Source organism: Actinomadura livida, from assembly GCF_014648675.1.
GTDB classification, from domain to species: domain Bacteria; phylum Actinomycetota; class Actinomycetes; order Streptosporangiales; family Streptosporangiaceae; genus Spirillospora; species Spirillospora livida.
Map to the genome: position 1 here is coordinate 432,818 of NZ_BMRO01000002.1, position 11,358 is coordinate 444,175.

Genomic DNA, 11,358 nt, shown 5'->3' on the forward strand with positions numbered 1-11,358 from the left:
ATCATCGACCCCCGCGAACTCGACCTCCCCGACATCGGCCTCGTCGAGATGACCGACCCCGAGACCGGAACCGTCCACGAGATCGTCCTCAGCGCCCGCACCCGCGAACGCTATGCCGCGGCCGCCGCCGCCCAGCGCGAGCGCACCCGCGACGCACTGCGCCGCACTGGCGCCCACCACCTCGTCCTGCGCACCGACCGCGACTGGATCGCCGACATCGCCCGATTCGCCCTCCGCCAACGCCGCGCCGCAGGCCGGTCGGTCTCCACCGCGGGAGCGCGTCCATGACCTTCCTGTCACCCGACCGCCTCTGGCTCCTCGGCCTGCTGCCGCTCCTCGGCGCCGCCTACGCGCTGCTCCAGTTCCGCCGGCGCAGCTACGCCGTCCGGTTCACCAACCTCGCGCTGCTCTCCCAGGTCGCGCCCCGACGGCCCGGCTGGCGCCGGCACGTCGCCGCCGCCCTCTTCCTCATCATGATCGCCTTCATGATGGTCGGGTTCGCGCGCCCCGCCGACGAGGTCAAGGTCCCCCGCGACCGCGCCACCATCATGGTCGCCGTCGACGTCTCCCTGTCCATGATGGCCAGGGACGTCTCACCCAGCCGCTTCGACGCCGCCAGGGCCGCCGCCAAGAAGTTCATCGGCGAACTCCCCGCACGCTTCAACGTCGGCGTCGTCGCCTTCGCCGGCAACGCCAACCTCATCGCCGCGCCGTCCGACGACCGCGCCACCGCCATCGCCTCCCTCGACCGGCTCACCCTGGCCAAACGCACCGCCATAGGCGAGGCCGTCTTCACCTCCCTGCAGGCCGTCCAGTCCTTCGACGCCGAAGCCCGCCAGGACCCGCCGCCCGCCCACATCGTCCTGCTGTCCGACGGGGACAACACCACCGGACGCACCGTCCAGGAGGCCATCGACGCCAGCCGCGTCGCCCAGATCCCCGTCTCCACCATCGCCTTCGGCACCCCCTACGGCACCGTCGACATCGAAGGCGAGACCACCAGCGTCTCGGTCAACAAGGAGACCCTGCGCGCCCTCGCCGACAACACCGAGGGCAAGGCCTACGAGGCCGCCGACGCCGGCCAGCTCGGCGAGGTCTACGCCAACATCGGCACCTCCCTCGGCTTCGAGACCGAGCACCGCGACGTCGCCGCCCGCTACATCGGGATCGCGCTGCTGTTCGCGCTGGCCGCCGGCGGCGCCTCGCTGGCCTGGTTCTCCCGCCTCCCCTGACGGGCCGGCCCCCGCGGCGCCCCCTGCCGTGCCCGCCGGGACGGCGCCGGTACCCGCCCAACGCTGATACGGTCGGCCGACGTGGGGGAACACTACTTCGCCGAACGGCCGGACGCCGCCAGCCGCCGCCGTTCCGTCGACCTCGTCCTGCCCGACCTGCACCTGCGCCTGGACACCGACAGCGGCATGTTCTCCCCCGACCGCATCGACCCCGGCACCCGCATCCTCCTGGAGACCGCGCCCGCCCCACCGGCGGCCGGCGACCTCCTCGACCTCGGCTGCGGCTACGGCCCCATCGCCCTCACCCTGGCCAGCCGCTCGCCGCAGGCGAGGGTTTTGGGAGTGGACGTTAATCGGCGGGCCATAGAGCTGGCTGAAGGCAATGCCAATGCCGCCGGCCTTGACAATGTAAGGTTCGTGTTGGGGGACGAGGCCGACCCCGCCCTCCGCTTCGACGCGATCTGGTCCAACCCCCCGATCCGCATCGGCAAGGCCGCCCTGCACGACCTCCTCCTCACCTGGCTCCCCCGCCTCACCCCCGCGGGCCTCGCCCATCTCGTCGTCCAGAAGCACCTCGGCTCCGACTCCCTCCAGCGGTGGCTGAACGGCCAGGGCTTCCCCACCGAACGGATCGCCTCCCGATCCTCCTACCGCGTCCTGCGCGTCGCCGCCCGCACGGACGCCCCCACGGAAGGCCCCACCACCCCATGACCGCCCCCGACCCCGCCCAGGGACGCAGGCAGCTGCGCGCCACCGACGTCAAGCGCCTCAACCGCGAATGGCGCCGACGCACCAATGCCCGCCTCGGGCTCCTGGTCGAATCGGTCACCCAGCCGTTCAACGTGGGCTCCATCGTCCGCAGCGCCGCCGTGTTCGGCGTCGATCACCTCTGGCTCGCCGGCAACACGACCCCGCCGACCCACCGCAACGCCGCCAAGACCGCGCTCGGCACCGACCGCCTCGTCCCCTGGGAGCACGCCGGCACCCCCGCCGAGGCCGCCGCGGCCGTCCGCAAGGAGGGCCTGCGCCTCGTCGCCGTCGAGCTCACCACCGACGCCGTCCCCCTGCACGAGGCGCCCCTCGACGGCGACGTCTGCCTCGCCGTCGGCGGCGAGGACCACGGCTGCTCCCCCGCCCTCCTGGCCGCCGCCGACGCCGTCACCTACATCCCGCAGATCGGGCGCGTCGGCTCCCTCAACGTCGCCGTGGCCGCCGCCATCGCCCTCGCCGAGGCCCGCCGCCGCGAATGGAGCGACTAGGGCCTGTCCCGTGATCATGTGTTGGGACGGTCAGGCTCCAGGGGCGGGGTCGGCATAGGGCCCGGAGAAGGTGCGGAGGTGCGCGGGTGTTAGTTTCCCTTCCCGTGACGGAGCACCAGGGCGAGACCAGAGCGGCCTATGACGGGGTCGTCGAGCTGTATGCGTCGATGTTCGCCGATCGGTTGGAGGATCAGCCGTTCTCGCGGAACATGATCGGCACCTTCGCCGAGTTGGTGCGCGGGATCGGGAAGCCGCGGGTAGCCGACGTCGGGTGCGGGCCAGGACATCTGACGGCCATGCTGCACGATCTGGAGCTGGACGCCTTCGGGCTCGACCTCTCCCCGGGCATGGTCGAACACGCCCGGAGGGCCCATCCGGCGCTGCGGTTTGATGAGGCGCGGATGGAGGCCTTGCCGGTCGAGGACGGCGCTCTCGGCGGCGTGCTGGCTCACTACTCGATGATCCACACCCCGCCTGGGGAAATGCCCGCGCTCCTCGCCGAGCAGGTACGTGTCCTGGCCCCAGGGGGCCTGCTCCTGGTCTCGTTCTTCGCGACGGACGGACCCGAGCCGGTCCGCTTCGACCACAAGGTGACGCCCGCCTATAGCTGGCCGGTGGACCGGCTCGCCGAGTTGCTGGCCGGGGTCGGGCTTGTCACGTTCGCCAGGCTGCTCCACGATCCGGCCTCCGAACGGGGCTTCCTCGACGCCCACTTGCTGGCACGCCTCCACTAGGGACTGCCCCTTGATCATTTGGCGGGGTGGCGGAGCCAGATGCGGATCGAGGCGACGTCGATGGTGCCCTGGTAGATGCGTTCTCTCTTGTCGTAGCGGGTGGCGACGGCGCGGTGCTGGCGGAGTTTGTTGACGCAGCGTTCGACGGTGTTGCGTTCTTTGTAGGCGTCACGGTCGAAGACCGGCGGCCGTCCGCCCTTGGAGCCGCGGCCGGCGCGATGGGCGGCCTGGTCTTTCTTGACCGGGATAACGGCCTTGATACCGCGTCGCCGCAGGTAGCGACGGTTGGCGCGGGAGGTATACGCCTTGTCAGCCAAGGCGCGTGCCGGCTTCTTGCGAGGACGGCCAACGCCGCGGCGCGGGATGCGGATGGACTCCATCAGCGCGATGAACTTCGGGCAGTCGGCGTGCTGTCCGGGCGAGGTGAGCCGGGCGATCGGACGGCACCGCCGATCGGCGACCAGATGAATCTTCGTGGTCAGACCACCCCGGGACCGGCCAAGCGCTTCGCGACCGCCGTTCGTCATCCGTTCGTGATCTTTACCGGCCCCTTTGGGTGATGTCGACGGCCGGGGCGTGCCGCGCCCCGGCCGCGTGCTGGTGCGCCCGCACGATCGTGGAGTCGGCGCTGACCGTCCAGTCCTCGCCCTCGGCTTCGTCGCACCCGGCGCGCAGCCCGTCGAGGATCCGCTCCCACGTCCCGTCCAGCGACCACCGGCGATGCCGGTTGTAGACCGTCTTCCACCTGCCGTAACACGGCGGCAGGTCCCGCCAGGCGCAGCTCGCCCGGGTCCGGAAGAACACCCCGTTGATCACCATCCGATGATCGCTCCACCTAGCCCCGTGCACGTTCTGCATAGGGAGCAGCGGCGCCAGCCGCGCCCACTCCTCGTCCGTCAGGTCATGACGCTTCAGACGCTCCTCATCCACACGGATCATCTACAACAAACCGCCATCAAAGATCACGGGACACGCCCTAGCCCCGCTCAGTACCGGACCCGTCGCGCAGCGGCACCGCATGCGTACCGGGCCCCGCCCAAATGGGTGTCACCCCCCATGGACGTTCGCCTCCTTCCCGCCCATGGTGGAGATTCGCCGACCCCTATCCCCAGCGGCGAGCGAAGGGAGCCCGAGTGCCATGACGGTGAACAGCGCGGTCAACGACGCGTCCGGCTACCCGCCGGACGGCGCGCGAGCCCGCCGGGCCCGCGAACTCCTCCAGGAGGAGCGCCGGACCCGGGTCGCGCAGCTCACCGTCCTGGAGCACGCGGAGGACGCCGCGCCCGACCAGGGGACCCTCGCCCGCCGCGAGAGCCTGCAGAGCACGCTGGAGGAGATCGACGCGGCCCTCGCCCGCCTCGACGACGGAACCTACGGCCTCTGCGAAGACTGCGGCGAACCCGTGCCCGAAGGCCGGCTGGAGATCATCCCGTACGCGCGCCGCTGCGTGCAGTGCCAGCAACGACGGCGCTGATGAGGACGACCGCATCACCCGGGCCGCACGCCGCCATCGACCTCGGCACCAGCCGCATCCGCGCCTCCGTGCCCGCCCGCGCCGTTTTCGTCGACCGCCCCTCCGCGGTCACCGGGCCCGTGCCCGCCACATCCCCCGGCACCGCCCCCGGCCGCGCCGAGCGGGCCCGCCCCATCGAGCACGGGATGGTGATCGACGCGGGCGCCTGCACGCGGCTGGCCCGGCTGACCCTCCTCGAAGCCGACCCCGGCCACGAACTGCGCCAGGTGCTGATCGCGGTGCCGGCCGCCGCGAACGGCACCCAGCAGAGCCGCGCGGTGACCGCCGTCGGCGCCGCCGCCGACCGCCCGGTCCGCACCATGCAGGCCCCGCTCGCCGCCGCCATCGGCGCCGGGATCGACTCCGCCGACCCCCGGCCCCGCCTGATCCTCGACATCGGGGCGGGCATCGTCGAGACGGCCGTCATCATGCGGGGCCGCGTCCACGCCGCGCGGTCCGTCCAGTACGTCCCAGAGCGGCCCGCGGGCCACCGGATGCCCCGCCTTCCCGAGCACGTCCGGGAGCAGGTCGCCACCGCGCTGCGCCACATGCTGACCGACCTGCCGGGACCGCTGCGCCACACCGCCCGCGCCGGCGGGCTCCTGCTCACCGGCGGCGGCGCCTGCCTGCCGTCCCTGCCGGGACGGCTCACCACCGAGATGGGCCTGACCATCTCCGTGGCCCGCGACCCGGCACGCGCCACCATCCGCGGCCTCGCCCACACCTGCCGCTCCCCCGCGCTCTGGCGGCTCACCCGTGCCTGACCGCCCTTGTTGCCGTTCCGGCAACAAGGTTCGGCGGATCGCGCGGTGGCGGCGCATCATCGGGCCATGGAGCACACCACCGACCAGGAGTTCTGGGACGCGCGCTACGCCGAGCACGAGCGCGTGTGGAGCGGCGACCCCAACGCCGTCCTCGCCGAGGAGGCCGCCGATCTGGAGCCCGGCACCGCACTGGACCTCGGCTGCGGCGAGGGCGGGGACGCCGTCTGGCTCGCGCGCCGGGGCTGGCGCGTCACCGCCACCGACGTCTCCGGCGTCGCCCTCGAACGCGCCGCACGCCACGCCGAAGCAGCGGGCGTCGCCGGCCGCATCGACTGGCAGCGCCACGACCTCGGAACGTCCTTCCCCGAGGGCCGCTACGACCTGGTCTCCGCCGCGTTCCTGTACTCCCCCATCGAAGGCATGCCGCGCGAGCGGATCCTGCGCACAGCCGCAGCGGCCGTCGCACCCGGCGGCGTCCTGCTCGTCATCGGGCACGCCGGCCCGCCGCCCTGGGACCCCGACGCCCACCCCGGGGTGCACCTGCCCACGGCCGAAGAGGTCCTGAAGTCCCTGGACCTGCCCGACGGCGAATGGGACGTGCTGCGCGCCGGCGAGCACGACCGCGTCCAGACGGCCCCGGACGGCCGCGTCATGACCCGCACCGACAACGCCGTCATGCTCCGGCGCCGCCCGGCCTGACCGACGATCCGGCCGCCGGCGCGGAGGTCAAGAGGGAGCGGTCCGCTGCATGAGGGCGGTGAACTCCTCCAGGGAGATCTTCCCGTCGCGGTTGGCGTCGGCGGCCACGACGACCTCCACCGCACGCGTGCCGGTGATCTCCTCGCCGAGCGCGGCCATGAGGTTCTTCAGCTCGCCGGTCGAGATGTACCCGTCGCCGTCGGCGTCCACGAGCTCGAACGTCGCCCGGTAGTCCTCCACGTCCGCCATGCGGATGCTCCCTCGTCGATCGGGCTGGGGGATCAGACGGTAGCAGCGACCGTCTCGACCCGGCGCCTTTACGCAGTAAGGTCCGGTCGGATCGCGCCGTCCGCCATAATCGGACGGGTGCGCCGCTCGTACGAGTTCCTCGACCATCCCGCGCCGATCCCCTTCGCACACCGGGGCGGCGCGGGCGGCGGGCCCGAGAACTCCATGGCCGCGTTCCAGCACGCCATCGAGCTCGGCTACCGCTACCTGGAGACCGACGCCCACGCCACGGCCGACGGCGTCGTCGTCGCCTTCCACGACCGCACCCTCGACCGCGTCACCGACCGCGCGGGCACCATCGCCCAGCTCCCCTACTCCGAGGTCGCCAAGGCGCGCATCTGCGGGACCGAGCCGATCCCCCTCCTGGAGGACGTCCTCGGCTCCTTCCCCGAGGCGCGCGTCAACATCGACATCAAGGACGCCCCCGTCATCGGCCCGCTCGCCGCGGCGCTGCACCGCACGGCCGCCTGGAACCGGGTGTGCATCACGTCCTTCTCCACCCGCCGGCTGGCCCAGATGCGCGCCCGCCTTCCCCTGTTCACCAAGGGCGACGTCTGCACCGCCCTGGGCCCGCGCGGGGTGATGGCGCTGCGCGCCAGGTCCTACGGCGGGCCCGCCGCCAAGCTCGTCCGGCTCGCCGCCACCGGCGTCGCCTGCGCCCAGGTGCCCTACGGCCTCGGGCCCCTCCCCTTCGTCACCGAGTCGTTCATCGCGCACGCGCACGAACTCGGTCTCCAGGTCCACGCCTGGACGGTCAACGAGCCCGCCGACATGGAACGCCTCCTGGACCTCGGCATCGACGGCATCATGACCGACGAGATCGACACGCTCCGGCGGATCATGGCGTCCCGCGGGCTCTGGCAGGGCCCCGCACCCGCCGGCTGACCCGCTCGCCGGGCCGGCCGGTCAGCGGTTGAAGCCGGGCGGGCGGTACTCGGCCGCGATGCGCAGCGGCGACGGCTGCGGACGCTCCGCCGGCTGGGCCGGCTGGGCGGGCTGGCCCTGCTGCTGGGCCGGCTGCTCGCGGGCCGGGTCGCGCGCCAGGTCGAGGCGCCGCGACCGCACCAGCTCCAGGAGCTCGAGGTCCTCCGGAGACACCAGGGCCGCCATGACCCTGCCGCGGCGGGTGAGCCGGACGGGATCGCCGGTGTAGGCGACCCGGTTGACCAGATCCGCGAACTGGGCCCGTGCTTCGGTAACCGGAACATCCACGTGATTCATCGTATAGCGAAACGGGGGAAGGTCCCCTGGTCCGCCTCGTCCCCCGGCGTTAGTGTCCATACGTACGGAGTGTACGTAACGTACAGATCAACTCGGAGGTGCACGTGAACGGAGAGCCAGCGCACCGCGCGGCCGAGCGGCCGGCGGAGACCTACATCGGGCGGTCGCGGCCCAGCACCGGCGACCTGCCGCGGCTGGCGGACATGCAGCTGGTCGAGCGCCTGCTGGCCCAGCGCATCGTCTTCCTCGGCACCGAGATCGACGACCAGGTCGCCAACCGGGTCAACGCCCAGCTGCTGCTCCTCGCGGCACAGGACGCCGAGCGCGACATCACGATCTACGTCAACTCGCCGGGCGGGGTCGTGGACGCCGGGATGGCGATCTACGACATGATGCAGTTCGTCCCGAACGACATCTCCACCGTCGCGATGGGAATGGCCGCCTCCATGGGACAGACACTTCTGTGCGCGGGAACGGCGGGCAAGCGGTACGCGCTGCGCCACGCGCGGGTCATGATGCACCAGCCGCACGGCGGGATCGGCGGCACCGCGTCCGACATCAAGATCCAGGCGGAGCAGTCGCTGTACCTCAAGCGGACCCTGGCGGAGCGGACCGCGTTCCACACCGGGCAGACGCTGGAGCAGATCGAGGCCGACAGCGACCGGGACGCGTGGTTCACCGCGGAGGAGGCGCGCGACTACGGCTTCGTCGACCACGTGGTCGACAGCACGGACCGGGTGGGCACATGACCCGCGCGGAGAGGCGCTACCTCGTCCCCGAGTTCGAGGAGCGGACGAACTACGGGCGCAAGGACACCAACCCCTACGACAAGCTGTTCGAGGACCGGATCGTGTTCCTCGGCGCGCCGGTGGACGACACCAGCGCCAACGACGTCACCGCGCAGCTGCTCGCGCTGGAGGGCATGGACGCCGACCGGCCCATCGCCCTGTACATCAACTCGCCGGGCGGGTCGCTGACGGCGATGCTGGCGATCTGCGACACGATGCGGTACATCGCGCCGCCGGTCGAGACCACCTGCGTCGGGCAGGCCGGGTCGGCGGCGGCGGTCCTGCTCGCGGCGGGCTCACCGGGCCGGCGGGCCGCGCTGACCGGCGCGCGGATCCTGCTGCACGAGCCGGCGATCGAGGTGTCCCGGGGCTTCGCCACCGACCTGGACATCCAAGCCCGCGAGGTGCTGCGGCTGCGGGCGCAGACCGAGGCGATCGTGGCGGAGGCGACCGGGCGCGACCCGGAGACCGTCCGCCGCGACCTGGACCGGGCGCGGTTCTTCAGCGCCGCCGAGGCCAAGGAGTACGGGCTGATCGACGAGGTGATCACCTCGCGCGCCTAGCGTCTCCGGGGGGCGTTTCCTCCCCCGGCCCGGTGCGGCCGCAAACAGCAGGGTTGGATCACGCTGGGTGCGGGAATCTTGTCACGGTATTCAGCGTTGGTCAGGGCAAGACCGCAAGCCGTCTGGGAGGCACGTGACGATGGCCGAGCGCGCACTTCGCGGCACCCGACTCGGAGCGACGAGTTACGAGAACGATCGCAACACCGATCTCGCCCCTCGGCAAGAGGTAGATTACACCTGCACCAAGGGCCACCGGTTCACCGTGACGCTCGCCGCCGAGGCCGAGGTGCCGATGACCTGGGAATGCCGTAACTGCGGCGCTACGGCCCTGCGGGTAGACGGGGAACTGCCCCAAGCCAAGAAGGGCAAGCCGCCGCGGACCCACTGGGACATGCTCATGGAGCGCAGGACCGTCGAGGACCTGGAGGAGGTCCTGGCCGAGCGCCTTGAGATCCTGCGGGCGGGGCGCAGGAAGTCCGCATGAACATCTGAAACACCTGGTTCTCGAGTCGAACGAGGCGGGCCCGTACCGGCGGCGGTACGGGCCCTTCTCGTGTCCGGGGCGCCGGAACTCCGGATACCGTTCAGCCGCCCGTCCGGGGGTGGACGAGGCCGCTCTCGTAGGCGGTGACGACGGCCTGGACGCGGTCGCGCAGCCCGAGCTTGCGCAGGATCCGGCTGACGTGGGTCTTCACCGTCTCCTCCCCCACGACCAGGCGGGCGGCGATCTCGGCGTTGGTGAGGCCCCCCGCGACCAGGCGCAGCACGTCGGTCTCGCGTGCGGTGAGGACGTCCAGGACGCCGGGCCCCCGCGACGGCGGGCGGGGCCGCAGCCTGGCGAACTCCCCGATGAGGCGGCGGGTCACGGCGGGCGCGAGCAGCGCCTCCCCCGCGGCGACGACCCGGACGGCGTCGAACAGCCGCTCGGCGGTGACGTCCTTGAGCAGGAACCCGCCGGCGCCGGCGACCAGGGCGTCGTAGACGTGCTCGTCGAGGTCGAACGTGGTGAGGATCAGGATCCGGGGGGCGCCGGGCCCGGCGGTGATGCGGCGGGTGGCCTCGATGCCGTCCATCACGGGCATCCGCACGTCCATCAGCACCACGTCGGGCCGGTGCTCCCGGCACGCGCGGACGGCGGCGGCGCCGTCGGCGGCGGCGGCGACGACGTCCAGGTCCGGCTGGGTGCCGAGCAGGGCCCCGAACCCGGCGCGGGCGACCTCCTGGTCATCGGCCACGACGACCCGGATGACCCCCGCGTGCTCGCCGCTCGCCTGCCCGCCGGTCATGGCGCCTCCGCCGCGGGGAGGGTCGCCTCCACCAGGAACCCGCCGAGCGGGCCGGGACCGGCGCGCAGGCGGGCGCCGACGGCGGCGGCGCGCTCGCGCATGCCGAGGACCCCGAGGCCGGCGGGCGCGGCGCCGGACGCGGGACCGGGCCCGTTGTCGCGGACGCTGACGCGCAGCGCCCCCGGCGTGTACTCGATCTCCACGTCCACGGCGGCGCCGGGCGCGTGCCTGCGGGCGTTGGTGAGGGCCTCCTGGACGATCCGGTAGGCGGCCAGTTCCAGACCGGGGTCGAGGACGGTGACGCACCCGCGCAGGATCAGCCGGGCGCCGGCGGCCCCCGAGTCGCGGGTCTCGTCGACCAGGTCGAGGAGCTGGCGCAGGCCGGGCTGCGGCCGGCGGGTGGACTCGCCGCCGGCGTCCTCGCGCAGCACGCCGAGCAGCCGCCGCATCTCGGTGAGCGCGGTCCGGGCGGTGTCGCCGATGGCCGACAGCCGCTGGGCGCCCTCCTCGGGCATGCCGGGCACGGCCAGGCGCGCCGTCTCGGCCTGGACGGAGATCATCGAGATGTGGTGGGCGACGACGTCGTGCAGTTCGCGGGCGATGCGGGCGCGCTCGCCGCGCGCGGTGTGCTCCAGCAGCGTCGTCTCGAACGCGCGCCGGGACGCCTCCAGCGCCGCGCTCTCGGCACGGCGCCGGACGATCGCGCGGCGGGCGAGCTCCGCCCAGACGGCGGCCAGCGCGGCCAGGGCGGCGACGGCGGCACCGCCGTGCAGGACGCACGCGGCCGGTGCGGCGGCGGTGACCGCGACGGCGGCGGCGGTGATCCGGTCGCGGGCCAGCGCGAGCGGCAGGGTGGCGGCCACGTCCACCAGGATCGCCAGGGACAGCAGCGCCCCGGACCCGTGCGCGCGGTAGACGGCCTCGGCGGCCCCGGCCGCGGCCAGGCACGCGCCCGCCACGGGCCACGGCCCCGGCCGGCGCGCCGGCCGGCGCCCGCCCGCCCTCCCGGAC

17 protein-coding genes are annotated in these 11,358 nt (G+C 73.1%); 12 read left to right on the plus strand and 5 right to left on the minus strand.

The window, feature by feature from the left end; translation table 11 throughout:
* The 5 genes from IEZ03_RS37585 to IEZ03_RS05365 form a co-directional block, all read left to right on the plus strand.
* Positions 1-288, plus strand: a 288-nt coding sequence (locus IEZ03_RS37585) for a DUF58 domain-containing protein (protein WP_444541866.1), incomplete at its 5' end; no start/stop codon positions are given.
* The gene (locus IEZ03_RS05350) at positions 285-1,232 is read left to right on the plus strand and encodes a VWA domain-containing protein (protein ID WP_132055228.1); all 948 of its coding nucleotides are present in this window, start codon (positions 285-287) and stop codon (positions 1,230-1,232) included. The genes IEZ03_RS37585 and IEZ03_RS05350, both read left to right, overlap by 4 nt.
* Before the next feature lie 81 nt (positions 1,233-1,313).
* The gene (locus IEZ03_RS05355; RefSeq protein WP_184884605.1) at positions 1,314-1,943 is read left to right on the plus strand and encodes a class I SAM-dependent methyltransferase; all 630 of its coding nucleotides are present in this window, start codon (positions 1,314-1,316) and stop codon (positions 1,941-1,943) included.
* Positions 1,940-2,491 carry a TrmH family RNA methyltransferase gene (locus IEZ03_RS05360; RefSeq protein ID WP_184884607.1) on the plus strand — a complete coding sequence of 184 codons (552 nt, stop codon included), beginning with the start codon at positions 1,940-1,942 and terminating at the stop codon, positions 2,489-2,491. The genes IEZ03_RS05355 and IEZ03_RS05360 overlap by 4 nt, the downstream gene beginning before the upstream one ends.
* 104 nt (positions 2,492-2,595) lie before the next feature.
* The gene (locus IEZ03_RS05365) at positions 2,596-3,225 is read left to right on the plus strand and encodes a class I SAM-dependent methyltransferase (protein WP_184884609.1); all 630 of its coding nucleotides are present in this window, start codon (positions 2,596-2,598) and stop codon (positions 3,223-3,225) included.
* A 14-nt stretch (positions 3,226-3,239) separates the two neighbouring features.
* Here IEZ03_RS05365 and IEZ03_RS05370 read toward each other — a convergent pair.
* Positions 3,240-4,140, minus strand: a protein-coding gene (locus IEZ03_RS05370) for an IS5 family transposase (RefSeq protein WP_221481390.1) whose coding sequence is annotated in 2 segments (ribosomal slippage) — positions 3,240-3,797 and positions 3,799-4,140 — 900 coding nt in all. Because the reading frame shifts where the segments join, the coding sequence is not laid out codon by codon here.
* A 223-nt stretch (positions 4,141-4,363) separates the two neighbouring features.
* Here IEZ03_RS05370 and IEZ03_RS05375 point away from each other — a divergent pair.
* The 3 genes from IEZ03_RS05375 (at position 4,364) to IEZ03_RS05385 (ending at position 6,201) form a co-directional block, all read left to right on the plus strand.
* The gene (locus tag IEZ03_RS05375) at positions 4,364-4,699 is read left to right on the plus strand and encodes a TraR/DksA family transcriptional regulator (protein ID WP_184884611.1); all 336 of its coding nucleotides are present in this window, start codon (positions 4,364-4,366) and stop codon (positions 4,697-4,699) included.
* Positions 4,699-5,502, plus strand: a complete 804-nt coding sequence (locus IEZ03_RS05380) for a rod shape-determining protein (protein ID WP_184884613.1) — start codon at positions 4,699-4,701, stop codon at positions 5,500-5,502. The genes IEZ03_RS05375 and IEZ03_RS05380 overlap by 1 nt, the downstream gene beginning before the upstream one ends.
* A gap of 66 nt (positions 5,503-5,568) precedes the next feature.
* Positions 5,569-6,201 (plus strand): class I SAM-dependent methyltransferase, encoded by a 633-nt coding sequence (locus IEZ03_RS05385; protein WP_184884615.1) that lies wholly within the window; start codon positions 5,569-5,571, stop codon positions 6,199-6,201.
* 27 nt (positions 6,202-6,228) lie between these two features.
* Here the strand turns inward: IEZ03_RS05385 and IEZ03_RS05390 are convergent, their stop codons facing one another.
* Positions 6,229-6,450: an EF-hand domain-containing protein gene (locus tag IEZ03_RS05390; protein WP_132054206.1), complete on the minus strand. Its 222-nt coding sequence runs from the start codon at positions 6,448-6,450 to the stop codon at positions 6,229-6,231.
* Between the two features lie 117 nt (positions 6,451-6,567).
* Between IEZ03_RS05390 and IEZ03_RS05395 the strand changes: the two genes are divergently transcribed.
* Positions 6,568-7,374 (plus strand): glycerophosphodiester phosphodiesterase family protein, encoded by an 807-nt coding sequence (locus IEZ03_RS05395; protein ID WP_184884617.1) that lies wholly within the window; start codon positions 6,568-6,570, stop codon positions 7,372-7,374.
* 21 nt (positions 7,375-7,395) lie between these two features.
* Here the strand turns inward: IEZ03_RS05395 and IEZ03_RS05400 are convergent, their stop codons facing one another.
* Positions 7,396-7,701: a type II toxin-antitoxin system Phd/YefM family antitoxin gene (locus tag IEZ03_RS05400; protein WP_184884619.1), complete on the minus strand. Its 306-nt coding sequence runs from the start codon at positions 7,699-7,701 to the stop codon at positions 7,396-7,398.
* 212 nt (positions 7,702-7,913) lie between these two features.
* On the opposite strand from IEZ03_RS05400, the gene IEZ03_RS05405 reads away from it, so the two are divergent.
* The 3 genes from IEZ03_RS05405 (at position 7,914) to IEZ03_RS05415 (ending at position 9,545) form a co-directional block, all read left to right on the plus strand.
* Complete coding sequence (locus IEZ03_RS05405) at positions 7,914-8,459, plus strand: ClpP family protease (protein WP_184890644.1); 546 nt, start codon at positions 7,914-7,916, stop codon at positions 8,457-8,459.
* A complete protein-coding gene (locus tag IEZ03_RS05410) occupies positions 8,456-9,061 on the plus strand; it encodes an ATP-dependent Clp protease proteolytic subunit (protein ID WP_184884621.1) in 606 nt (201 codons plus the stop codon). The genes IEZ03_RS05405 and IEZ03_RS05410 overlap by 4 nt, the downstream gene beginning before the upstream one ends.
* Positions 9,062-9,200: 139 nt before the next feature.
* On the plus strand, positions 9,201-9,545 hold the full coding sequence (locus tag IEZ03_RS05415; protein ID WP_067802035.1) for an RNA polymerase-binding protein RbpA: 345 nt from the start codon (positions 9,201-9,203) through the stop codon (positions 9,543-9,545).
* 100 nt (positions 9,546-9,645) lie between these two features.
* Here the strand turns inward: IEZ03_RS05415 and IEZ03_RS05420 are convergent, their stop codons facing one another.
* Entirely contained in the window at positions 9,646-10,347 is a 702-nt protein-coding gene (locus IEZ03_RS05420; protein ID WP_184884623.1) for a response regulator, read from the minus strand.
* Positions 10,344-11,358, minus strand: a 1,015-nt coding sequence (locus IEZ03_RS05425) for a sensor histidine kinase (protein WP_229808034.1), incomplete at its 5' end; no start/stop codon positions are given. The genes IEZ03_RS05425 and IEZ03_RS05420, both read right to left, overlap by 4 nt.

Excerpts from the sequence above, each read along its gene's own strand:
- IEZ03_RS05380 (WP_184884613.1), top strand. The coding sequence starts at position 4,699 with ATGAGGACGACCGCATCACCCGGGCCGCACGCCGCCATCGACCTCGGC.
- IEZ03_RS05415 (WP_067802035.1), top strand. The coding sequence starts at position 9,201 with ATGGCCGAGCGCGCACTTCGCGGCACCCGACTCGGAGCGACGAGTTAC.
- IEZ03_RS05360 (WP_184884607.1), top strand. The coding sequence starts at position 1,940 with ATGACCGCCCCCGACCCCGCCCAGGGACGCAGGCAGCTGCGCGCCACC.
- IEZ03_RS05420 (WP_184884623.1), bottom strand. The coding sequence starts at position 10,347 with ATGACCGGCGGGCAGGCGAGCGGCGAGCACGCGGGGGTCATCCGGGTC.
- IEZ03_RS05385 (WP_184884615.1), top strand. The coding sequence starts at position 5,569 with ATGGAGCACACCACCGACCAGGAGTTCTGGGACGCGCGCTACGCCGAG.
- IEZ03_RS05390 (WP_132054206.1), bottom strand. The coding sequence starts at position 6,450 with ATGGCGGACGTGGAGGACTACCGGGCGACGTTCGAGCTCGTGGACGCC.
- IEZ03_RS05405 (WP_184890644.1), top strand. The coding sequence starts at position 7,914 with ATGCAGCTGGTCGAGCGCCTGCTGGCCCAGCGCATCGTCTTCCTCGGC.
- IEZ03_RS05375 (WP_184884611.1), top strand. The coding sequence starts at position 4,364 with ATGACGGTGAACAGCGCGGTCAACGACGCGTCCGGCTACCCGCCGGAC.
- IEZ03_RS05350 (WP_132055228.1), top strand. The coding sequence starts at position 285 with ATGACCTTCCTGTCACCCGACCGCCTCTGGCTCCTCGGCCTGCTGCCG.
- IEZ03_RS05410 (WP_184884621.1), top strand. The coding sequence starts at position 8,456 with ATGACCCGCGCGGAGAGGCGCTACCTCGTCCCCGAGTTCGAGGAGCGG.